This is a genomic window from Rhodococcus opacus (assembly GCF_012396235.1).
Lineage (GTDB): Bacteria > Actinomycetota > Actinomycetes > Mycobacteriales > Mycobacteriaceae > Rhodococcus_F > Rhodococcus_F opacus.
The window spans coordinates 57,140-80,102 of record NZ_JAAXPA010000035.1 but is presented as its reverse complement, the minus strand read 5'-3'; the positions used below and the strand labels follow the sequence as shown (position 1 = coordinate 80,102).

The following is a 22,963-nucleotide window of genomic DNA, read 5'->3' as shown; positions in this document are numbered from 1 at the left end:
CTTTCGCAATGACGGAAACTTCTCCGGCCGCCGGAGCCGTACCTTTCGAGCAGGTTCCCGAGCGTCCCCGCCATCGCATGATCGACCGGGTCGCGGCAATCCTCGAGCTCGTCGCCCGCTCCGGTGCCGGTCTCACCCTCACGGCCGTGGCAAAGGCTCTCAACGCCCCAGTGAGTTCGGTGCATGGGCTGCTCAACGGTCTCGTCGCCGTCGGCTACCTCGACGAGCGCGACCGTATCTACACCCTCGGTACAGCGCCCTACCTGCTCAACGTCATCGCGGGACGCCCCCCGGTCACGTCGATAAGTCACGAACAGCTCCAGCAAGTGCACGCCGAGGCCGGACTGACCATCGCGCTGTCCACCTCGGTGGGCGACGACCTGTTCTACGTTGACCACGTCTCCTCTGAACCGGAGTACGCGTACCTGGCGGAGAACCGCCTGCGGCGCTCCCTGCTGCGCACGTCCGCGGGGTGGCTGCTACTGGCCGACCGCGAGCAGCGCGACATCTGGGCCTACCTCAACTCCCGCCCGGTGGCCGACGCCGACTACATCGAGCAGTTCCTCTACGCCCTCGAGGCACTACGGGCCACCGGCGTGTGTGCAGCCCCGGGCGTGGCTGTCGAACGCGGTGACGGCGTGTCGGTGGCTCTCCGGGAACGCGGCCGAACCATCGCCACACTCGGTGTGGTCGGCGTTCGCGAGACGATCATAGAGCGGCGCGACGAGCTCGCTAAGATCTGTCTCCGGCACGCCGAGGAGTGGGGCTTTCGCTGACCGCTAGGCGCGCGACTCCGTGCGAATGCCGAGTGCACGAACGTTCTCACACACGTAGGACGAACGCGATCTCTCGTGTCGACGCCCCTGATACTTGCCGGCGCGTTTGCCCGGTGGACCTCGGTGTGATGCGCGAGCGCCCACAGAGCGGCCGACAGCTCGAGAGCAGTGACTCCAACGGCTGGTGCTGGGGCTCCCCCAACAGGAGAGCTTCGTGCCACTGAGGTCGTTCCCGGTGCGGCGAAGAACGCGCGGGGCGAGGCGACCCGCAGGTTAGTCGAGCACATCGGGTTCGCTCATACCGAGGGCGATCTCACGACGTTGATGGCGGTGACCAGGGGCAGGATCGACGCTGATCAGACGCGTCTCGAGCTGGAGCCGGAGTCGCAGGCCCGCGCGGCGGGGATGCGGTGGTGCGCTCGCGCTCCAGCGAGGTCCTGTGGGCCGACCTGGCCGGGACGTACTAGGCGCTGGGGTTCGATGAGATCGGCGATGAGACATTCAAAGTCGCTAGTGTGCGCCCGGACTGATCGAGCCGAACAGCAAACTCGACACGACCGGGCGCTCGAAGACATCGGCGTCCAGGCACCCCCCCGAAACACGATCAACGCCAACCTGCGGGGCTGTCGTTCATCGTCGCCTCCCGAACCTCCAAGGCCACCAGGGAACTCGAGGATCACTTCGGCCGCCGCGGTAACACTATCGCCGAAGGTGACACCGCGGAGCTGACCCGCTCGATGGGCCAGGGCCCTGACCGGCGCGACCGCAGGGTGGTGTGGCACTAAAAGTGGCAGCGCGCCAACGCGACCGGCGCACCACTAACGCGCAGATCGACCGCACCCAGTGCGTAGGCGACCGGGCAGAACCACTACGAAGGTAACGATCCGTCAAGGTCACCGGACAGAGCGTCATCCTGGATGAGGCATCAATCGAGCGGGCCCGCCAGTCCGCCGGCCACAAGGGCTACGTCACCGACATCGAGCCGACCGCGATGGTCGGAAAGGCGGTCGTGGCCGCCTATCACACCCTGCGGAAAGTCGAGCAGTTCTTCCGCCTCGCCAAGTCCGAACTGAAGGCCTGACCGGTCTTCCACCGCACCCGCGAGTCGATCGAGGCGTACCCGACCATCGTGCTCGCCGCTCCAGCCATCGCCCGCCCGCGCCGCGCGGCCAACGCAGCAAAACACTACTGAAGCGTCCGTGTTTTACGTAGTTATGAATTATTCTCTTTAGTTGCGGACTTGAAGGCTGAAGCCTATGGTGTACACCACATCCCAAGCGAGACTTGGTCGCAGTCACACAGGTTCCAGGTCTCGCTCCCCTCCAGCTCGTTCGGTCCTCTAATCACCTCCGATCAGAGGGCTACAGCGAGCGGCAACCCTGCCCCATCTCAGCGTTCGAAAGGTCCAAATCGATGACCGCAATCCACGCTCCAAAGAACGACCTGGCACAGTCTGCGGAAACACCTACCTATGACGTCATCGTTGTCGGTGGTGGTTTCGGTGGCATCTATCAGCTACGCCATCTTCGGGACCGGGGATTCTCTGTGATCCTCCTTGAAGCCAGTGGCGGTTTCGGCGGGGCATGGAGCCTCAATCGCTATCCGGGAGCAAGGGTGGACAGCCACGCACCGGTATATCAGTTCACTGACGAATACCTCTGGAAGGATTGGGACTTCTCGCAGATGTACCCCGATCATGAGGAAATGCGTAGCTATTTCAATTATGTTGATTCCAAACTGGACCTGAGCAAGGACAGTCGATTCAACACTAAGGTCGTGGGCGCGACGTTCGACGAAGAGCAGCGGATGTGGAACCTCGAAACACAGGACGGAGCCACTTTCCGGGCAAGGTTTGTGGTGTTCGCGACAGGGTCGACCACGGAACCCTACACACCATCCATCCCAGATATGGATGCGTACCAAGGAGAACTGGTTCACACCGCCCGATGGCGTTCCGATCTGGACATGACGGGAAAGCGCGTCGCGATTATCGGAACTGGCGCAAGCGCTGTTCAGGTAGTGCAGGAAGCAGGCCCAGTAGTCGAAAACCTCACGGTTTTCCAGCGCACTCCGAATATTTCGTTGCCTATGCAACAGAAGTACTTGGATGATGAGGAACAAGCCGCCCTCAAGAACAAAATGCCCGAGGTTGCCGCGAAATGTCGCGAAACCCACGCAGCGATCGACTACGACTTTGACCCCCGGAGCGGTGTCGAAACCCCAGAGGACGAGCGCAATGCTGTCTTTGAGCGCCTATGGAATCAGGGCGGATTCGCATTCTGGCTGGGAAATTTCTCGGACTATCTATTCAATGACAAAACAAATGCGCTGACATATGAGTTCTGGAAGAACAAGATCAAGCCCCAGATCAAAGACCCAGTCAAAGCAGAGCTGCTGGTCCCAGAAATCGCCCCTCATCCCTTCGGAGCCAAGCGGCCGGCCCTCCATCAAAACTATTATGAGGTGATGAATCAGACGAACGTCTCTCTTGTCTCCACCAAAGAGACCCCGATCGTCGGATTCACCGAAACTGGGATTCGCACAGCCGACGGAGTCGAGCACGGCGAGTTTGACATTATCGTTCTCGCTACAGGCTTCAACAACAACACCGGCGCACTAACCTCGATCGACGTTCAGAACGCGAATGGCGTCACTTTACGTGACAAATGGAGCCAGGGCGTAGACGCGTACCTCGGAGCAGTCACAGCCGGGTTCCCGAACGCCATTTTCGTCTACGGCCCCCAGAGTCCTGCTGCATTTGCGAACGGGTCCACGAACGCCGAGCTTCAGGGCGAGGTCATGGTCGACTTTTTCGAATTTCTTCGGTCAAACGGACTCACCCGTTTCGAATCGACAGTTGAAGCGGACAAAGCTTGGACCGCGCACATCAACGAGACCGACGACACGGCGCTATTCAATCGGGCGAAGTCTTGGTATAACGGGGGCAACATTCCGGGCAAGAAAATGCAGATGCTGCAGTATCTAAACGGCGTGCCGACATACTTGCAGTTCTGGCAGAAGGAAAAGGAGTCCGGATATACCGATGGGCTGACCGTGTCATGACTTTTCATCACTTGGTCGCTATATCATGGACCCGGCCGATCGATGACTCGAATATATCGGCTTTCGCAATTGCGCTTGATCAGCTGTCCGCCGAATGTGCAGAACTGCTACATGCCTACGCTCATGGAAGAGACATCAGTTCGCGCGACGTGAGCAGCGACTACGGGATTTCCGCTGCGTTTCATGATCCAACAGGCTATGCCGAGTACGACGTGCATCCTGCTCATATTCGCGCAAAGGAGCTGCTCTCCAAGTTCGCGGCGAAATACACCGTAGTGCAATTTGAGGCGTGACTAGCGCCTAGGTCTACCACCGAAAGGACAGGCAATGAAGAACCATTCACTGCAGACAATATCCAGTGGGCATGGCTACCTCGAAGCACCACGCTGGCACGATGGTCGACTATGGGCCAGCGACTTTTTTGGCAAGCACGTCCTTCATTTCGAAGAGGACGGCAGCCACACTGCATTCGCGACGCTCGAAGAGTCACCGTCTGGGCTCGGTTTCCTACAGGATGGATCGGTCTTAGTGGTCCTCTTGGATCCGACGAAGAAGAAGGTTGTGCGAATCGCGTCCGACGGATCCGTCAGCGAGTACGCCGATATCGCGCATATCGCCCGCGGAATGGCAAACGACATGCTGGTATCGCCGTCCGGACATGCCTACATTGGTAACTTTGGCTTTGACCTCGGGGCTGAGGATCCGAAGGCAACAACTTTGGCCCACGTAACACCCGAGGGCAACGTAAGCAGAGTTGAAGGCGATGCGACATTCCCGAACGGAGCTGCTCTTAGTGCGGACGGTCGAACTTTGCTCCTCGCGGAGACTTTCGGTCACCGGATTGATGCTTTTGACGTAAACGCCGATGGTTCTTTGACTAATTTCCGAGTGTGGGCACAACTCGACGAGAGCATGCACCCTGACGGGATTGCACTGGACACCGAAGGTGGCGTCTGGTTCGGCAATGGCCTGACCAACGGTCCGGAGAGCGGCTTCTATCGCGTTGAGGAGAGCGGCGAGATCACCGATTCCGTTCTGGTGCCTGACGCCTGGGCTGTTGCGTGCACGTTCGGCGGATCAGACCTGGATGTGCTGTACATGTTTTGCAATGCGACCACTCTCGAGCAGTTCGGTGAAGGTAAGTCACAAGGCACCGTCCGCACCGCGCAGGTGAATCGACGTGGCGTCGCACAGTAGGCCGGCCTGATCTCCCTAGATGTGGGCCGTCCGTACGGAGTTCGATCGGGCCCGAGACGGTCCGATCGGTACGGTGCCGAGCAGTCATCTAGTCATTCGCTTCAACTGTAGACGCTCCAGCGCTTTGCCCTTCGTTTGGCTGCCGCAGCGTATTGACCGTAATCGTCTTTCGCAAGCAACCTTGGAAGACAAGGTATATGACCACTTTAGAGAGGTTACATTATGCCCCCAGCCGGTGGCGCCGACCGCAGACAGTTTTATATTAACGGTCAGTGGCGAGAAGCTGTCGACCCAGAATTATTTACTATTGCAGAAGCAGCAACCGAGCGGCCGCTGGGCGTTGCCGCAATGGGTGGTCCTTCGGAGATTGACGAAGCTGTTTTGGCCGCGCGGGCGGCACTCGACAACGGCCCCTGGGGGCGTTCCACCCCGCACGAACGGGCCGAGACTATGCGGCGGTTCGCCGATAGCCTCGAGCGCCGAGGAGAATCCACCGCGCGCTTGGTCAGTCAGCAGAATGGCATGATTAGGCCTTTATCGATTATCAGTAACGCTGCGGCCCCGGTAGCGATACTGCGTTCAATGGCTGAGCTCGCCGAGGCACGGCCTTTTGAGACTCGCCGCCCCAGCAAGAAGGGGCACACCATTGTGCGGCAAGAGCCAGTCGGTGTTGTTGGTGCAATCGTTGCGTGGAACTATCCTCAGTTGCTGGCTATGGCCAAGATCGCTCCTGCTCTCGCCGCTGGGTGCACTATCGTTTTGAAACCAGCCCCCGAAACTGCGCTTGACGCCTACGTGCTCGGGGAAGCAGCGGAAGATGCAGGTCTGCCGCCTGGAGTCCTCAACATTGTTGCTGGTGGCGTCCGCGCGGGCGAGGCCCTTGTGGCTCATCCGGGTGTGGACAAGATTGCATTTACCGGGTCAACGGCTGCAGGGCAGGCGATAGGCGAGGCGGCAGGCCGGTCCCTTAAGAGGGTATCGCTCGAGCTCGGTGGCAAGTCGGCGGCCGTTGTGCTCCCTGATGCGGATCTGGATGTCTTCGCTAGGAGCCTGGACGACGCTGTGTTCAAGAACGGGGGGCAGACGTGCACCACAAACTCCCGTATCTTGGTTCCCCATAGTCGTTCCCGGGAAGTTCTAGATGTCCTGGCTGCCTATGTGGATGATCTGGCGATGGGGGACCCGCTTGACGACGCGGTCACTTTGGGCCCGATGGTGAGCGATCAACACCGAGAGCGAGTTAGAAACTATATCCGGCTTGGGGAGTCTGAGGGATTCCAGCTTGTCCGTGGCGGCGCCGAGCCGCCTGATGGCCTAACGCGAGGGTGGTTTGTTTCGCCTACTATTTTTGGAGGCGTGGACAATAACAGTCGACTGGCGCAGGAGGAGATATTCGGTCCTGTCATCTCCGTTATCCCGTACGAGTCCGAGGATGAGGCCGTTCGTATCGCAAATGACACCGTCTTCGGTTTGGGCGGGGTCGTCTTTACTGAGGATCACGAGCATGGCCTAGATATCGCGTCACGTATCAGGTCTGGCACAATGGGGATCAATTATTTTTCGATGGACATGGGCTCCCCCTTCGGTGGCGTGAAGCACAGCGGAATTGGGCGAGAATTCGGCCCTGAGGCGCTGGATTACTATCTTGAATACAGGTCCATCTATGTCTAGTCGCCTCGGAGCCTTCCGACCCCACTCCCTGTTCAATTGGATGCCTAGAGGCGTCATGATTTACCTTCCCCCTCGGCCGGCCCGACCCTTCAATACCCACCAGAATGAGCAGCCATGACCAACTCGACAGTCAACGCCCTTTCGGCCGACGCCTGGGACGCCTCTTCCAATTCAGCCGCGCTGCCTCCGCGGACTGGCGCGCTCACAGACATTCGCGTCGTCGACCTGTCGCGGGTGCTCGCCGGACCACTGTGCGGGCAGATGCTCGCTGACCACGGTGCGGACGTAACGAAAGTAGAGCCACCAGCCGGCGACGAAACCCGCGGTTGGGGCCCGCCGTTCGTCAGAGAAGACCACAGCACGTACTTCGACGGGCTCAACCGCAACAAGCGCAACATCAGCGTCGACCTACGAATCGAGGAAGGACAGCAACTCCTGCGCCGAATGCTCGCCGAGGCCGACGTCGTGATCGAGAATTTCAAGGCCGGGACGCTCGAGAGGTGGGGCCTGGGCGACGAAGTACTCGCCGCGGAGTTCCCGCGCCTCGTACACTGCCGGATCACCGGGTACGGTACCGACGGGCCGCTTGGTGGCGCGCCCGGGTACGACGCAGTGCTTCAGGCACTGTCCGGGCTGATGAGTATCAACGGCGAAGCTGACGGCGAGGCGATGCGGATCGGGATCCCGCTGGTGGATATCATCACCGGCCTCAATGCGATGAACGGCATCCTCATGGCGCTGCACGTGCGGCGCGAGACCGGGCGCGGGCAGCTTGTCGACCTCGCGCTGCTCGACAGCGCGGTGTCGATCCTGCACCCACACGCCGGCAAATGGTTCGCTACCGGCGTCGCGCCGGAACGCACCGGCGTCGCCCATCCCACCATCTGTCCTTACGAGACGTTCATCTGCAGTGACGGACCGTTCTTCATTGGTGCCGGCAACGACCGGCAGTTCCGGTCGCTCGCCAACGCGTTGGACGCGCCCGGGCTCGCCGAGGACCCACGGTTCACGACGAATACCGATCGTATGGCGAACGCAGTACAGCTGCGCAAGGTCCTCGGCGGACTCATCGGCGGTTGGCAGCGCGAGGCCCTGGCCGCCGCACTTCGACTGGCCGGTGTTCCCTCGGGGGCCGTGAACAACGTCGGGGAGGCACTCAACCTTCCGCAGGTGCGGCACCGAAAGATGGTGATCGAATGCGACGGGTACCGAGGCATCGGCGTACCAGTAAAGCTGTCCGAGTCCCCCGGTTCGGTGCGATTCGGCCCTCGCCACCGCGGCGCCGACACCGACGCTGTTCTCGCCGAGCTCGGACTTTCCGAGAACGAGGTTGCGTGTCTACGCGGCTCCGGGGTATTGCCGGAGTAGCGGGGCCGATTACTCGACGAGGGGAGCCCGCTGGCACCGTTCCCCAATGCGGGCCCTCACCGGTGAGCTCGCAAGGTCGGTGGGCTTCACTGACATGGTCGCCGCCCGAACGGTCCTAGCGTCCTTGAAGTCTCCGATCACGACCCTCGCTTCGAGCTGACTCGTCCAGTGATTGCGGTTGAGGCATTCCTTCCGCAGTCGGTTGTATAAGGATTCGATGTGTCCGTTGTTCCACGGTGTCCCTGGCGAGATCTAACAGGTACCGATCCGATCGGCAGAACTGTTGCAGCACAGTGGATACGAACTCCGGTCCGTTGTCCATCCGCAACACCAGCGGGGGTCCGCCCCACAGCGCGAACGCCTTGTCCAACTCGATCCAAGCGAGCCATCGCACCGGCCTGGAAGGTAAGCGATCATTGAAACCTTCGTCGCCCCGCACTGCCCATTCGTGGTCCCCGTCGAAGACACCGAGCAGCACCGCATGCTCGGGAGGCTCGAAGTAGCGGTCGGAGCCCGGTTCCAGCAGCACATGCTTCTCCGTGAGACGAACCTGCCCGAGCCCGTTGACTCGCAGAAGTCGCGCCGTCGGCCACCCCTCCCGCAGCGCCTCGGCGTCGTCGCGCAGTGCGGCGGGGCGGTCGAGGCCACCACGTGGAGCCGCGGCCAGTCGCGATCGAGTTCGATCATAGATTCACGCCCAATCTCGTAATGGTGTTTCACAATTGCTCAGACAACTCATGTTCGTACCGCGCGCTTTCGCCCATCAACCCTGAAGGCCCCGGAGAAGATGGTCTTATCCACAATGAAGAATGGCTATCTGACACTTACTTGACTGCAAGCTAAAGTGACACGACACACCAACCCTGTATCATCATATTCGTTGCACCCCAACCTTTTTAATCGATACTCAAGGCTGTTACCCTTGGCCGTGGCACGGTTCCCGCCGATCAACTGATCTCGATTAGCGAAGTGGTTTGTCGAGTGCCTTTCCCAACAAAAACCCTCAAGGAGCACGCTATGCCGCTGTTGCATGTGACCCAGACCCCCGGCCAATCCGCCGAAGCGAAGCGCGAGCTATTGAAAAAGCTGACCGCTGCATACGTGGATGCGACAGGAGCGAAACCGGCAAGTGTCTGGGTGACGATCGAAGAAGTGTCGAAGGACGATTGGGCCATCGGCGGTGAGACTCTGACCGAACGAGCCTCGAAGCCGGCCTGACTGACGTTCGGCGAGCGACTCCGACTTCTCGTTCGGCCACCTCGGTCGCGCGAGAGGCCGGAACCCACCCTCCGTTCTCACTGAACGTCGGCGCCCCGATCAACTGGACGTGGTGCCCTCCGCTCACCTGCTGAGCGTAGGGCACCACGTCGACTCGGCGGACTGCCACTGCGGCCTGGATCTAGGAGGAGATTCGACCTGAACCGATGAGTAGGTCTCAGCCATCGCCGAGACGAACTCCTCGGCAAACCTCACGTGGTCGGGATGTGTCATTTACGCGCGAAACTCGTCGATGCCATCAAATGTTGCGGAAACGGCGTAGTCGGCGTTGCCGTCCTTGATTCCGAGATCTCGGCCGTGCCGATACTGAACAATCTGCGGACGGCAGCCGAAGTCGGGACCAACAACTATAAGTCAGTCATCGTGACTGATTGACCCTCACACAAGGAGCAACTTTCATGGATGATCCCGTTCTCGTCCAGCGCGACGGTGTTATCGAGACCTGGACAATCAATCTGCCCGAAGAACGCAACCCGATCTCCGGTGAGGACGTGATCGACGCGCTCGTAGCGTGCGTGGCCGCTGTCAATGCCAGCCATGAGACCAGAGCAGTCATCGTGACGGGCGCCGGTTCCGCGTTCTCGGCCGGCGGTAACGTGAAGGACATGGCGGAAGGCCGCGGGCTCTTCGGAGGCAAGCCTCACCAGCAGCGCGAGGGCTATCGGAAGGGAATTCAACGTATACCTCGGGCGATGTACAACTGCGACGTCCCCCTGATTGCGGCGGTGAACGGCCCCGCAGTGGGCGCCGGCTGCGATCTCGCGCTCATGTGTGACATGCGGATCGCCTCCGACACAGCCTTCTTCGCAGAAAGTTTCGTCAAGCTGGGCATTATTCCCGGGGACGGTGGAGCGTGGTTGCTGCCACGCGCGATCGGCGCGGCTCGCGCTGCCGAGATGACGTTGACCGGGGACCGCGTCGACGCGGCGACTGCACTGGAATGGGGGCTGGTCTCCCGGGTCGTCGCCCCGGAGCAGCTGCTCGACGAGGCGCGCGGGCTGGCGGAGCGCGTAGCGGTCAATCCGCCGAACTCGGTGCGGATGGCAAAGAAGCTTTTGCGTGAATCCCAGCATCTGAGTCTCGATAGTTTGCTCGAGTTGTCCGCTGCCATGCAACCGCTGTCCCATCACACCGCCGACCACCGGGAGGCCGTCAGCGCGTTCTTGGAGAAGCGTCCGGGTTCCTTCACAGGTGAGTAGCACCTGCATCGCTCGAGGCTGGGTCGGTATCACCGGAGAATGACCGCCCAGCCGCCCGCGAGCTCAGTATGAGAACCACAACGAGCAGGATCTATCGAGGTTGCCAGGCCGGCTCCCGTCTCCCAGAGCACCTCGTGTTTGAGTAGCGGTCCCGACTTGATGGGCGAGAAGTTGGCGGCGGCCGGGTCGCCGAAGGCCCGCCACACCCAGTTGCGGCACACCGTCATCGGCAGGTGCCTCCCGGGAACGGCAGCGGCCCAGACGTTCCGGACACCGCGCCGGCAACTGATCGGACATCGGGCCGAGGGCATGGGGATCGGCGCTGGCGGTCCTACTACCCGATGAGGTGGTCCCGCTCTCTGTGTCAAAGCCGAACCTGTGGCTCCGGTTGTAGGGTGGAATTTGGTGGGTCAGGGAAGTGACTGGTCCGGTGTGCGGGGTGTCAGCCTGCCGCGCAGGGCGATAGAGCCGCCCCCAAGTGTCCTCCCGGGTCTGCCGCCAACTCTGTCGCCGAGTCGCGGAGAAGCTGCCGACAGGCGACGTCCGAGAGCCGCCTCTTCCAGCAGCGCAACGCTTCCCTGTGACTCTTTCCGGCGGCGCGTTTCCGTTTGGCAATAACGCGCGGCCGGGTGTGTCTCGACCGATCTGCGTAATAGCCATGGTGTGCAGGGCGCAGTTCGGTTGCCGGTCTCCGGCGCGGGAAAGACGGTGGCGCACGACGTCGCCGGAGAACGCCTCGATCGGGGCGGTGCCGGTGTAGCCGGCGAACGTGGCGGCGTGCCCACACAAGGGCTCGGACTCCCAGCTAAAGCTAGAGGGTCCGCCAGACCACCCCAGTTTGCCTCAAGAAGTAGCGAGCAAACGCAGGTCGACAGGTTGTCCGTCTGAGGGGAACGGCAAGGACGTGAAGTTGAGTGGGGCGACGTAGTCGGCGTCGACGTGCCAGTCGAAGCGCAGGAGGAGGTGATGCATGATTGCTTTGATCTCGGCGCCGGCGAAGTGCATTCCGAGGCATTTGTGCACGCCACCACCGAAGGGCTCCCAGGCATATCGGTGCACCTTGTCTTCACGTCGATGTTCCGCGAAGCGTTCGGGATCGAAACGCTCGGGTTCGGGCCAGTACTGCGACATGTGGTGGGTGAAATGTGGCACTACCGCCGCGTAGGTTCCCGCAGGCACGAAGTGCCCTTGCACCTGGGTGTCGTGAACCGCTCGGCGCGCCATGACCGGCACCGGAGAGACGATCCGGAGGCATTCCTTCATGACCAGATCGAGGCTGTCCAGTCCGTCGAGATCGGCATAACTCGGCGCCGGGGTCCCCAACGCGAGCGACTCCGCCCGGCATCTGTCCTGCCACTGCGGGTGTTGACCCAGGTACTGCATCATCGTGGAGATGGTGATCGTGGAGGTGTCGTGCGCGGCCATCAGGAGGAAGATCATGTGATCGACCACCTCTTCGTCGCTGAAGCGTTGTCCTGCTTCGGATTCGATGTGACAGAGCACGGAGAACAGGTCGTCCGTTTCGTGTGATCGACGCGCCGGTAGGTATTGCCGGAAGAAGTCTTCCAGGACTCGGCGTCCGTCTAGTCCTCGCTTCCACCTGGTCCCCGGGACCGGATAGCGGACCACTGAGGTTGCCGCCTGCACGCAATCGACGAAAGCCTTTTTCACCGAGGAAATCTCGCTCTCGGTAGACCCTTCCGCGCCACCCATGAAAATGTCGGTGGCGAGATCGAGAGTGAGCGTCTTGAGCGCCGTGTAGGCGCGGAATCCGTCGGCGGGAGTCCAGGCGTCGAGCGCCGAATCGATCGCCGGGTTGAGAACGTCGACGGTATTCTCGAGGCGCGATCGGGTGAAGGCTTGCTGCATGATTCGACGGTGTCGTAGATGTTCTTCCGAATCGAGAAGCATGAGGCCACCGTGAAAGAAGGGGCCGATCAGCACCGACCAGCCGTCACCGTTGACGAATGCCCGATCTTTGTTCTGCAGCACTTCCTGGCATGCGTCGGGTCCGAGGACTGCGACCCAACGCCGACCGACCATCGAGAACCAGGAGACCTCGCCGTAACGGTCCCAGTTCTTTTGCATCAATGCGAGTGGATCTCGGATGTATTCGAGTACGTGCCCGACGCCGGGCAGCCCCGATCGCCCCGAGACCGGTTGCAACTGCGACTGTGCGGGTGGAACGGCCAGGATCTTGGACATGACGAACCTCAACTCCCGTCTCATCTGACAGCGCGTCCTGTCAGATGAGCGTAGTCTGCGACATCGAGATCACGTCTGTCAATATCGATCCATGACTCCCCCTACGCCCCGTCGATACGCTGGCCTGAGCGGCGACCAACGTGCAGCACTGCGCCGCGAGAGTCTGCTCGAGGCGGGATTGGACGTGTTTGCAGCCACAGGCAAGGGCGGCGCCACCATGACCGCCATCTGCGCGCACGCCAAGTTGACGGAGCGATACTTCTACGAAAGTTTCACCAGCAGAGACGAACTCCTACAGAAGATCCTGGACGGCATCGCCGACGAGGTCCGTCAGGCCGGACTGGATGCGCTTCGAGCGAGCACTGGGACGATCGAACAACGCGTACGAAATGCCATCGCGTCGTTCGTCACCATCCTCACCGAAGATCCACGCAAGGGACGTGTTGCGATGATCGAATCCGCCGCGTCCGAACCTCTGCGCACCCACCGACGCGCAGCACTGCGGGGCTTCGCTCAGATGGTGGCGGACGAAGCCACGCGCATGTACGGAGACCGAGCGTGGCCACCACATCAAGGTGAAATCAACGGACTGCTGTTTGTGGGCGGCTTGGCCGAGCTGGTCACCGCATGGTTGAACGACGAGATCTCCATCACGCCCGGCGAGATCGTCGATGCGGCAACATATCAATTCACCTCCACCGCACACCGATGAGGGCGCGGCGCTTGGGCTCGTAATGTTGGCGACGGGACACAGATTGCGCAATCCGGCTTTACCTATCGAGGCAGACGCCCTCGATGCACAGGAAGGTCAAGGTCCTGACGCTGCGACGAAATGCTGTACACGGGGCTACCCAACACTTGCACTATGCGGCATCGATCAGTGTGCAGGGCCAGCGCTTGGGGCGCACTCGCCGACGGAGGTGCCTTTTCACTCCTTCAGAACGACCGGACCGTAGGTGTCGGCGTATTCGAGCGCGAGTTCCAGCTTCAGCCTGTTCGGTCCGACGGGGCGGCCGAGCAACTCCTCGGCGCGCTGGATGCGGTAACGCACGGTGTTCTTATGCACGCCGAGCGCCCGAGCGGCCGCGTCCGGACTGCGGTTCACGGTCAGATAGCCGCGCAGCGTGCGGCGCAGCATTGCGGAGGCTGCATCGGTACCGTCTAGGCCGCGCAGTTCACGGGAAACCAGCGCCCTCGCCGCGTCGGGATGGCCGTCGAGCAGGTGGACAATTTCGACGTCCGCATAGCAAATGAGGCGAGTCTCGGCCGGTCGAGATTCCGAGATATGTTGAGCAGCAATAGCTTCGGTGTGACTCTGCCGAAATCCCCGAATTCCCTTGCCCGGGTTACCAATCGCGATCCGGATCCCGTCCGGGATATCCGGACCGATGTCCAATGCGGTGAGATCCGGCTCGACTTCCGCCGCCAGCCATGCCCAGAGCCCTCGCGATCCGGACGGCACAGTAAGCATTTGCCGAGCCCCGATCGTGGCCGCAACCGCACGGGCGGCGGAGTCCAGAACGCCGATCCCGTCCTCGGCCTGATTCGACTGTGTGTCCTCGAGCCACAGCACAAGTGCGGTGTTATGCCCGAGCAAGGGGTAATTCAAACGATTCGAGGCTGCCACGGTATCGGCGATCTCGCCTCGGATGATCGCCTGCACCGTTTCTGCCTGCCGGGCGAACGCGCCGCTCAATCCCCGCTCTCGTTCCTCGCTGTAGGTATCCGCGAGTACCTCCAATGAGACGTTGAGCCAGTGATTCGCCCGCTCCAGTAGCCGAATCAGGACTTTCGGTTCCAGTACCGGGTCGGTGATGCGCTCACTTGCTGTTTCCGCGGCGAATCTCAGCAGAGCTTTCTGGCCGACTCGGTAGATCTGCATCAATACCCTCAGATGTAGGCCCCGTCGGGCGATTGTGCGCGCGAGACCATGTGCCGCGGGTGGGAGGTCCACCTCTGCGGAGTCTCCGGTGAGCCAGACCAGCAGTGCGCGCCCTTGGTCACGGGTGCTGGCATCGAGGTCCCGTCGCAACTCTCGGTCCGCGGAAACCTCGGGAACCTCGGCCACTATCACGGCGTCGAACCTCGCGACGAGACCATCCAGGGTGCCGGGCACCAGCGCCTCCGCAGCGAACTCCCGGAGCCAGGCAAGCACCATGTCGTCAGCGGACACGTCGATACCTCCTTCTAATTGGACCCAGAGCACAAATGACGAGGGCCCAATTGGCTGATTTCGCTAAGAAACGTGCGGATTGGTTGTGCAATTCTAATAGGAAGTGTCGTGCATCATAGGAGGCGGGGTTCACATGAGATCCGGAAGCAAGGCGCACACGAGGTGCGACGACATCGACGTGCACTGCCCCGCCGACGGCCGCCTCGTCGCGCGTGTACCGGACGAGAGTTCCGAGGCAGTGACCGATACCGTCCGTCGACTGCGCGCCCACCAACCCGAGTGGGAAGCGCTGGGGCCGAATGGAAGGGCCACGTGGCTGCGGAAGCTGCGGGACTGGCTTCTCGACAATGAGCGCCACCTCATCGACGTGCTGCGGTCCGAGACCGGGAAGCCACGCGCCGAAGCAGCCATCGAGCCTGCGCTCGCGTGCGACCTGATCAACTACTTCGCGGACAACGCCGGCAAGTTTCTCGCCGACGAGCGGGTGAAACCGCACGGGCCGCTGTCGATGACAAAGCGACTGATCAAGACCGTCCGCCCCTACCCGGTGGTCGGTGTGATCACCCCGTGGAACTTCCCGCTCGCGATGCCGGCGATGGACATCATACCGGCGCTGCTCGCTGGTGCGGCGGTGCTGCTCAAGCCGTCTGAGGTAACGCCGTTGTCAGCCGTCGAACTAGCTCGGGGATGGTCGGAAATCGGTGCACCCCTGGTCTTCTCGGTACTCACCGGCCGCGGCGACACAGGTGCAGCGGTAGTGGATTCGGTGGACTTCGTGCAGTTCACCGGCTCCACCCCGACCGGTCGAGCGATCGCCGTGCGGGCCGCAGAGCGGCTGGTGCCATGCAGTCTCGAACTCGGCGGCAAAGATCCGGCCATCGTGCTGGCGGATGCGGACCTGGACCGCGCGGCAGCCGGAATCGCTTGGGGCGGAATGTTCAACGCCGGACAGGTGTGCGTGTCGATCGAACGCGTTTACGTCGAGGCGCCCGTGTACGACGAATTCGTCGCGCGACTGGTGGCACTCGTCGGCTCGCTCCGACAGGGTGACGACGGCGACGGGTACCGGATCGATGTCGGTGCGATGGCTACACATGCCCAGCGTGACCTCGTTGCCCGACACGTCGCCGACGCTGTGGACGGCGGCGCCACGGCGCTGACCGGCGGCAAGGCCGGGAGCGCTGGCACCTTCTTCGAGCCGACGGTCCTCGTCGACGTGAACCATTCGATGGCCTGTATCCGGGAGGAGACGTTCGGGCCCACGATCCCGGTGGTGAAGGTCGCCGACGCCGACGAAGCCGCGCGCCTGGCCAACGATTCCGAGTACGGCCTGTCCGCGACGGTGTGGTGCGGAGATCGGGCCCGCGGCGAGGCGATCGCGCGCCGGCTCGAAGCCGGCGCGGTGAACATCAACGACGCCTTCTCCAACCTGTTCGCGCTGGGGTTACCGCACGGGGGATGGAAGCAGTCTGGTCTCGGCGCGCGATTCGGTGGTGAATATGGAGTTCGGAAGTACACCCGGCAGCAGGCGATCACGGTGCCGCGCGGACCCGCAATGAAGCGGGAGTTGCTCTGGTATCCGTACGCACCCGGCCGCGGTCGTTTCGTCGGCCGGGTGCTGCGCGCCCTCGTCGCGCGCGACCCGCGCCGCCGCCTGTCCGTGACAAGCCGCTCGAATCCCTGTAACGACGACAGAAGGACAGAAGGAAAATGACACAATCTCTGCACGGTCGCGTCATCGCGATCACCGGCGGTGCCCGCGGAATCGGGTTCGCGACCGCCACGGCCCTGACCAGGCTCGGCGCGAAGGTGGCGATCGGGGACATCGACGAGGTCAAGCTGAAGGAGTCCGCGACCGAACTCGGCCTGGTCAGCTACCGGAAGCTCGACGTGACGGACCCCGAATCGTTCGGGGCCTTCCTCGACGACGTGGAAGCAACGCTCGGACCTATCGACGTGCTCGTAAACAACGCCGGCATCATGCCCGCCGGCCGAATCGCGGACGAGCCCGATGCGGTCACCCGCCGGATCCTCGATATCAATGTCCTCGGGGTGATCACCGGTTCCAAACTGGCTGTTCGGCGAATGCTGCCGCGCGGCCGTGGGCACGTGGTCAACATCGCCTCACTCGCAGGCGAAATCTACACACCAGGGCTGGCCACCTACTGCGCCAGCAAATATGCCGTCGTCGGCTTCACGGACGCGGCCCGGGTGGAGCACCGCGGAACGGGAATCGAGTTTTCCGCGGTGCTCCCGTCTTTCGTCAACACCGAGCTGACTGCCGGCACCAAGGGGCTCCCTGGACTCGAGAACGCCGAGCCGGAGGACATTGCGCGTGCCATCGTGGCATTGATCGAATGCCCCAAACCGAAGGTGCGGGTGACCAAGCTCGTCGGTGCCCTCGCCGCGAGTCAGAAGTTCTTCCCTCGTCGGATCAGCGAAGCGCTCACCCGTGCGCTCCACACGGACAGAGTGTTTCTGGAAGACGTCGACATCACTGCCAGGCAGGCCTACGAAGAGCGGGCTCGTCACAGCTGAGCAGAGTTTCGGATGCAGGTCATGCAGGTCTCGAAGCCCCGGCCATGGGACGACTATCGGGTGTTGAGTGTCTCATCCGTCGTCGTCGACGGCCGGGGCGGCCTGGGAAGCCTTGCAGTAGCTCCGAAGCAGTTAGGAGATGCACACCACGGAGGCGGCGATTGGAGGGATAGTTGGCGAAGAAGAGGACGACCGGTCCGGAGCCGCCCGGGCGATCGCCCTCGACACCATCGCCGACCGATCTTCGACACCAACCCGTCTACGTGCGCGTCAACAGCTTCGGCACCGGACGCTCACACCGAGACGTGTCATCTTTCCTGGTCAGCGCGCTCTCCGAGAGCACGGTTTTTGCCGTCCATCCACCCGATCGCATGACCACACGGAGCGCTGAGATCTTTGGGGAGGCCGGCCTCCTTCCGGATCGACAGCAAACCGGCGGCGTAGCGCTGCGTCGTCGGCGCGCAGCGCCTCCCGGACGGGGTTCAGATGTGCTCGCTCAGTGCCCAGGACGGTGCCGTGTGGGGTGGCGACGGTGACGGGGTCGCCGTGGGTCGCAGTAGAGCGCAAGGTCACGTTCACGTCTGTGAGATGCGAACAAACGGCGAGAATGTTCCCGTGCGATCCGTTCGACTCGTGGCGACGCCGCGACTCTCCGGCGCCTCCAGCGCGCTTCCCTGCCGTTCGCGCAGACTTGCGTGACCTACGTAACAAGGGGCCGAAGCGGACTTCGCAAATCTGCCGAGCGGACGCTGACTGGGCGGTGAGCGACACAAGACCCTCGCGGGTTCCGTGTGCCGGCGAGGGGCTTGCAGAACCAGTGTGGTCCTGGCGAACTAGTTGTACTGACCACGGACGTTGGTGACGGCGTGCCGAGGTGACACAGAGTAGACCTCCGAGTGAAGTGCGAGCTGTCTAGGAACGCATCACTCACTCAGGAGGTCTTCGTGGTCCACCGTAATGCCCCGTTGTCCGAAACGGGTCGTCTGCGCCTTGCTCAATGTGTCATTGATGATGGGTGGCCGCTGCGGCGGGCTGCTGAACGGTTCCAGGTCGCGGTCACCACCGCAGCACGCTGGAGCTCTCGTTACCGCGCCGAGGGGCCGGCCGGGATGGCCGATCGCAGCTCACGGCCACATCGCAGCCCGAACCAGACCCCGACGCGCACCGAGCGGCGCATCATCAAAGTCCGCGTCATCCGCCGCTGGGGTCCGGCCCGAATCGCGTATCTGCTGGGTTTGAATGTATCGACAGTGCACAAGGTCCTGAGCCGCTACGGGTTGGCTCGACTGCGGTGGCTCGACCGCCCGACCGGACGGGTGATCCGTCGCATGCACTCACCGCACTGCGGCGATCTCGTTCATGTCGATGTCAAGAAACTGGGCAAGATCCCCGCGGCGGCGGGGATGGCGGAAGGTCGGTCGCTCCGCAGGCAGCCGCAATGCCCGAGCCGACAAAAGCAGCGGCGAGCTCGACAAGTACTACCGTCCGGTCCGCGGCTACCACTTCCTGCACACCGTGATCGACGCACACTCACGGTTGGCCTACTCCGAACTGTTGGGGCGACGAACGCAAAGCCACCGCCGCCGCGTTCTGGCTACGCGCCAACGCATGGTTCACCGAGCACGGCATCACTGTTGAAAAAGGTGTTGACCGACAACGGTTCCTGCTACCGATCACACGCGTTCCGAGACGCACTAGGCGAGATCAAGCATCGCCGAACCCGCCCCTACCGACCCCAAACCAACGGCAAAGTCGAACGCTTCCACCGCACCCTGGCCGACGAATGGGCCTACGCCCGCCTCTACACCAGCGACCTCGAACGCTGTGACGAGTTCCCGCGGTGGCTGCACACCTACAATCACCACCGCGGCCACACCGCACTCGGCGGCCAACCACCCGCCACCCGCATACCCAACCTCTCAGGTCAGTACATCTAGTCGGCACCATGACCATGGTCGTGTCGTGGACGGATCAGCATCATGAGTGGGCGACCGATTTCCGCCCGATCAATCTCCCCTGTGCCTGCCGGGCCTTTCTTCTGCTGTCCCCGGCTTTGGAGCGGAGCGGTCCGTGCTGGGATCGATGGTCAGGTCCGTGGTGTCGGCGAAGATTAGTCGACCATCGTCGAGGGCGATTGCCCATCGGTGTGCCGGCGCCCATTCGTGCCCGCGGCCCCCCGGCTCGGTCAGTGCCGCATAGTCCTCGACGACCTCGCCGGTAACGTCGGCCTCGGCGTTTCTGCGGACAAGCACCCGAGTGCCGATAGCCAGAGTGGGGCCGATCACCAGGCGGTTGCCGTTGTTCGTGGCCATTCTTTCGCACCTTCTGCTCGACGGACCCGGGCGATGGCTACCGCGGAGTCGGTCACAACTCTGATCCTTTGCTCCCACAGCCTATCTTGTGACCTCGAAGTAGTCTGTGGGAGATCGGGAGAGCGGGCATCCCGCGAGCCGATCCTCGCGGGATGCCCGCCGTCTACGGGGCGATCCAGATTGCCGGTCACCCAGCTGGGTCTGCGTCAGGCGATTTCGAATCGGTCGAGGTTCATCACCTTGTCCCAGGCGGAGACGAAGTCTCGCACGAACTTCTGCTGTGCGTCGTCGGAGGCGTACACCTCTGCGAGAGCGCGCAGTTCGGAGTTCGACCCGAACCCGAGGTCGACGCGGGTTCCGGTCCACTTCACCTCACCGGTGACGCGGTCGCGGCCCTCGTAGATCTGCGAGTCCGTGGACCTCGGCGCCCATGTCGTTCCCAGGTCGATCAGGTTCGCGAAGAAGTCGTTGGTCAGCGTTCCCGGCTTCGAGGTGAAAACACCCTCCTCCGACCTGGTGTTGTAGTTCGCGCCCAGCACCCGCAGGCCGCCGACGAGGACCGTCAACTCGGGAGCGGTCAAGGTCAGCAGGTTCGCCTACGATCCCCCCGAAAGTGCGAGCAGAGCAACGACCAGCATCCGCTTCTTGCCGACCTTGTCGCCGATGCGGCCGACGATTGGTGTGCACACCGAGGCGGATAGCAAATATGCAGTGAGAACCCACGTCACTGTGGCCTGGTCGGTGTGTAGCTCTGATTTGATCTCGCTCAGTACGGGCAATACGAAGGATTGCAAGAGCGCGAACACAAGAACTGACACGGACAGGACCACGAATGTGATGCGGTGGCGGGGACTGCTGTCGGCGGTCACGACGCTCCTAAGTACGGCGACAAGTTTTCACCGTACGCCGCCACAGCCTTCTGGCCCAGTACCTTTCGGTTCCGTTGCTGCAATGATCGTCACAGGATCGTTCCATTTCGAGCCGGAGCCAGCCACACCCCGCCGCTCCACCCGTTGGTTCAACTTTTTCGGCAACCAGAAACAGTCGCTAGTCTCGGAACTCACCTCACGGCAATGTGCTCACAGAATATTGCTGGCGTCGGCTGAATCGTGCCCTCAGCACGCCCATACCTTCAGCTCGAGGGTTCTGGCTTCAGGGGCACGCCGCTCGAGAGGATCGCTGAGGTCAGCGCGGCCGCCGGCTGCTCCGGCGCACGAGGATTGGGCAGTAATACCAGGTCGAGAGCAGGCAGCGCCGGAAGCCCGGTCGACGCGGGCAACTCCACAATGTCCGAGGACAGCAGTGACCGCGCGAACACCGCGATGCCGAGCCCGGCCCGAACCGCTGTGAGAATGCCGTTGACGCCTCGCGCCACACAAGTGATCCGACTGCGCATGCCTGCCGCCTCGAGCGCCTGCAGCTCGCCAACGGCCTGAGTCGTTTTCGGGGCCTTGGTGGAGCGGACTGTCGGGCACCGGTGCACTCGATGGCAAGTTCGCGAAGCACGCTTCCACGCGACGGTTGCGACTCCTGCGAATGACGGTCTTTAGCCAACCATGGTTATTCGTCACGCCGCCGACCCGATCGTGCCGATGGCATCGGGGTATTTAGAAGAGCATTCATCGAGCACGCAACAAGCTCGTCGGGGAGCTCGGCGTGTCGTGAAAGGTGCGGAATACGGACAAGATCGTTGAGTGCTGTGCGAACCGCATTCACCAGCGCGAGTGCGTCTGCCTCCGTGACTTCTGAACGTGAGGTTCGTAGCCATTTGACCCATTCGGCGAGGTCGTCCTGGCGGATTCGCCGATCACGCTCGGCAGCACTAGCGGGGAGGTTGAGGGCTTCGGTAACTGAAACCGCGAGCAGATCCGTGGCTTCGGTTGCGATACGAACATAACCTCTCACGAGGCCTTCGATGACCTGTTCATCGGAGGCGCTGTGATGCATGGCCCTGGAGCTCTCCAGGGCCATCCATTCCTGTACTCGGATGATCAAGGCGGAAAGGATGTCGGCCTTGCTGTCGAAGTACCTGTAGACGGCAGGGCCTGCGATGCCGAACTCGTCGAGGCTGACTCCACCGAAACCGCGCTCCCGGAACGCGCGCGCCGCTGCTGCGATGATCTGTTCGCGACGTGATGTACCTGGTCGTTCATTTGCGACTGGAGCCTCCGCCGCTGGCGCATCGCGGGACTCGGGTGACGCTGACGCGCATTCGGGGGTATTGATGGCTGCCAACGCAGCAGACACCAGCAGTGGGGACAGGCGACGCTGTGACAGTGACCGGTCGTAGTGCCCTGGGCTGGTGATGATGCTCACCGCCATCCACGCGCGTACGTCGGCACCGAATCTGCTCTTGGAGGGATCGGCTTTTTCAATGGCCCTTCGCACCGCGCCTCCGATGCGACGAGTACCCTCGCGCACTCGCTCGAAGTCATCGGCGGTGAGGTGCCGTGCTTCTCGCTGCCATAGGGGGCCGAGTCGAAGGCTCTCCAGTGATGCCTCGACCATCCGCGTCAATAACTCCTCTAAGCTGCAGACGCCGGTTTCGGAGCGCTCGGCGGATTGGGCTGCCATGAGCAGTCGGTCCTGGTCTTCGAGGACCACCTGCGACAGTAGATCCTGCTTGTTGGCGAAGTGCCGGTAGATCGCCCGTGCGGTGACGTCGGTTGCCTCAGCGATGTCTTCCATCCGCACGGCGTGAAACCCGTATTTCGTGAACAGTTCACTGGCGTTGTGGAGTATCTGCGCACGCCGGTCACGGGGTCGCCGGCGCGTGGCAGTGGACGCCTTCACAGTTTGCGATGCGGTCACGACGCCCCTTTCCTCCTCGAGGCCCATATGGGATGGACACGATGTCCGGACTGGCGGCGCAGCCGTTTAATACAGCCTTCTGACGATATACCGGCGGCGGACGGTCCCCCGGAGTATCCCGCACTGCCGCCGTTCGAGGGCCGATCGGACACAACGCCTCCTCCCACGCGGGGCGGCGCAGGCGCACTGCGCCCGAGCGTAGGTGAAGTCTCCACTACGGCCACAGTCCGAACAGTACACACAATTTGCGATAAGAGTCATGGACAATTTCCGTTACATGATGCTACCTGCTTGATTCGATGAAAGATACGTTCACCTGACATTTTCGGCTCAACACTCAGCGAAGCGCCCCTCGCGCACTGCCGCGGTTCA

The 22,963-nt window shown here is 62.2% G+C and carries 19 protein-coding genes and 3 pseudogenes; 13 read left to right on the top strand and 9 right to left on the bottom strand.

Going from position 1 to position 22,963, the window contains the following annotated elements; all coding sequences use genetic code 11:
• Window positions 1-8: 8 nt before the first annotated feature.
• From HGB39_RS32970 to HGB39_RS32945, 7 genes and pseudogenes are all read left to right on the top strand, one after another.
• Window positions 9-776 carry an IclR family transcriptional regulator gene (locus HGB39_RS32970; RefSeq protein ID WP_043788657.1) on the top strand — a complete coding sequence of 256 codons (768 nt, stop codon included), beginning with the start codon at window positions 9-11 and terminating at the stop codon, window positions 774-776.
• Between the two features lie 611 nt (window positions 777-1,387).
• Window positions 1,388-1,932, top strand: a pseudogene (locus HGB39_RS40545) (IS1634 family transposase); the annotation flags it as partial.
• Window positions 1,933-2,189: 257 nt separating this feature from the next.
• Entirely contained in the window at window positions 2,190-3,839 is a 1,650-nt protein-coding gene (locus HGB39_RS32965; RefSeq protein ID WP_005564477.1) for a flavin-containing monooxygenase, read from the top strand.
• Window positions 3,836-4,132, top strand: a complete 297-nt coding sequence (locus HGB39_RS32960) for a Dabb family protein (RefSeq protein WP_005564476.1) — start codon at window positions 3,836-3,838, stop codon at window positions 4,130-4,132. Before HGB39_RS32965 ends, HGB39_RS32960 begins: the two co-directional genes overlap by 4 nt.
• Window positions 4,133-4,166: 34 nt before the next feature.
• Window positions 4,167-5,036, top strand: coding sequence for an SMP-30/gluconolactonase/LRE family protein (locus HGB39_RS32955; protein ID WP_037207674.1), 870 nt, complete (start codon window positions 4,167-4,169; stop codon window positions 5,034-5,036).
• A 222-nt stretch (window positions 5,037-5,258) separates the two neighbouring features.
• A complete protein-coding gene (locus HGB39_RS32950) occupies window positions 5,259-6,707 on the top strand; it encodes an aldehyde dehydrogenase (RefSeq protein WP_043788653.1) in 1,449 nt (482 codons plus the stop codon).
• 114 nt (window positions 6,708-6,821) lie between these two features.
• Window positions 6,822-8,075, top strand: a complete 1,254-nt coding sequence (locus HGB39_RS32945) for a CaiB/BaiF CoA transferase family protein (RefSeq protein WP_005564474.1) — start codon at window positions 6,822-6,824, stop codon at window positions 8,073-8,075.
• A 9-nt stretch (window positions 8,076-8,084) separates the two neighbouring features.
• Here HGB39_RS32945 and HGB39_RS40390 read toward each other — a convergent pair whose 3' ends face one another.
• Window positions 8,085-8,327 carry an integrase core domain-containing protein gene (locus HGB39_RS40390; protein WP_081276421.1) on the bottom strand — a complete coding sequence of 81 codons (243 nt, stop codon included), beginning with the start codon at window positions 8,325-8,327 and terminating at the stop codon, window positions 8,085-8,087.
• A gap of 765 nt (window positions 8,328-9,092) precedes the next feature.
• On the opposite strand from HGB39_RS40390, the gene HGB39_RS32935 reads away from it, so the two are divergent.
• Both HGB39_RS32935 and HGB39_RS32930 read left to right on the top strand, forming a co-directional pair.
• On the top strand, window positions 9,093-9,293 hold the full coding sequence (locus tag HGB39_RS32935; protein WP_005264727.1) for a tautomerase family protein: 201 nt from the start codon (window positions 9,093-9,095) through the stop codon (window positions 9,291-9,293).
• Between the two features lie 458 nt (window positions 9,294-9,751).
• Window positions 9,752-10,552 carry a crotonase/enoyl-CoA hydratase family protein gene (locus HGB39_RS32930; RefSeq protein WP_005564471.1) on the top strand — a complete coding sequence of 267 codons (801 nt, stop codon included), beginning with the start codon at window positions 9,752-9,754 and terminating at the stop codon, window positions 10,550-10,552.
• Window positions 10,553-10,615: 63 nt separating this feature from the next.
• Here the strand turns inward: HGB39_RS32930 and HGB39_RS39205 are convergent, their stop codons facing one another.
• Both HGB39_RS39205 and HGB39_RS32920 read right to left on the bottom strand, forming a co-directional pair.
• Window positions 10,616-11,341, bottom strand: coding sequence for a transposase (locus tag HGB39_RS39205; protein WP_247607570.1), 726 nt, complete (start codon window positions 11,339-11,341; stop codon window positions 10,616-10,618).
• A 54-nt stretch (window positions 11,342-11,395) separates the two neighbouring features.
• On the bottom strand, window positions 11,396-12,757 hold the full coding sequence (locus tag HGB39_RS32920; RefSeq protein ID WP_005564470.1) for a cytochrome P450: 1,362 nt from the start codon (window positions 12,755-12,757) through the stop codon (window positions 11,396-11,398).
• A gap of 91 nt (window positions 12,758-12,848) precedes the next feature.
• Between HGB39_RS32920 and HGB39_RS32915 the strand changes: the two genes are divergently transcribed.
• Window positions 12,849-13,469: a TetR/AcrR family transcriptional regulator gene (locus HGB39_RS32915; protein WP_043788646.1), complete on the top strand. Its 621-nt coding sequence runs from the start codon at window positions 12,849-12,851 to the stop codon at window positions 13,467-13,469.
• 216 nt (window positions 13,470-13,685) lie between these two features.
• Here the strand turns inward: HGB39_RS32915 and HGB39_RS32910 are convergent, their stop codons facing one another.
• Window positions 13,686-14,930 carry a PucR family transcriptional regulator gene (locus HGB39_RS32910; RefSeq protein WP_064079807.1) on the bottom strand — a complete coding sequence of 415 codons (1,245 nt, stop codon included), beginning with the start codon at window positions 14,928-14,930 and terminating at the stop codon, window positions 13,686-13,688.
• A 133-nt stretch (window positions 14,931-15,063) separates the two neighbouring features.
• Here HGB39_RS32910 and HGB39_RS32905 point away from each other — a divergent pair, with 133 nt between their 5' ends.
• From HGB39_RS32905 to HGB39_RS32895, 3 genes and pseudogenes are all read left to right on the top strand, one after another.
• The gene (locus HGB39_RS32905; RefSeq protein ID WP_005565977.1) at window positions 15,064-16,644 is read left to right on the top strand and encodes an aldehyde dehydrogenase family protein; all 1,581 of its coding nucleotides are present in this window, start codon (window positions 15,064-15,066) and stop codon (window positions 16,642-16,644) included.
• On the top strand, window positions 16,641-17,468 hold the full coding sequence (locus tag HGB39_RS32900) for an SDR family oxidoreductase (protein ID WP_005264721.1): 828 nt from the start codon (window positions 16,641-16,643) through the stop codon (window positions 17,466-17,468). The genes HGB39_RS32905 and HGB39_RS32900 overlap by 4 nt, the downstream gene beginning before the upstream one ends.
• A gap of 944 nt (window positions 17,469-18,412) precedes the next feature.
• Window positions 18,413-19,405, top strand: a pseudogene (locus tag HGB39_RS32895) (IS481 family transposase).
• A 69-nt stretch (window positions 19,406-19,474) separates the two neighbouring features.
• Here the strand turns inward: HGB39_RS32895 and HGB39_RS32890 are convergent.
• The 5 genes and pseudogenes from HGB39_RS32890 to HGB39_RS32870 all read right to left on the bottom strand — a co-directional run bounded on the left by HGB39_RS32890 (window position 19,475) and on the right by HGB39_RS32870 (window position 22,591).
• Entirely contained in the window at window positions 19,475-19,780 is a 306-nt protein-coding gene (locus HGB39_RS32890) for a hypothetical protein (RefSeq protein ID WP_005565974.1), read from the bottom strand.
• Window positions 19,781-19,986: 206 nt separating this feature from the next.
• Window positions 19,987-20,376: pseudogene (locus HGB39_RS32885) on the bottom strand (catalase/peroxidase HPI); the annotation flags it as partial.
• Window positions 20,377-20,649 (bottom strand): MFS transporter, encoded by a 273-nt coding sequence (locus tag HGB39_RS32880; protein WP_005565970.1) that lies wholly within the window; start codon window positions 20,647-20,649, stop codon window positions 20,377-20,379.
• Window positions 20,650-20,912: 263 nt separating this feature from the next.
• Complete coding sequence (locus tag HGB39_RS32875; protein ID WP_005565968.1) at window positions 20,913-21,176, bottom strand: type 2 periplasmic-binding domain-containing protein; 264 nt, start codon at window positions 21,174-21,176, stop codon at window positions 20,913-20,915.
• Window positions 21,177-21,340: 164 nt separating this feature from the next.
• Complete coding sequence (locus HGB39_RS32870) at window positions 21,341-22,591, bottom strand: TetR/AcrR family transcriptional regulator (RefSeq protein WP_169695632.1); 1,251 nt, start codon at window positions 22,589-22,591, stop codon at window positions 21,341-21,343.
• Between the last annotated feature and the right edge of the window lie 372 nt (window positions 22,592-22,963).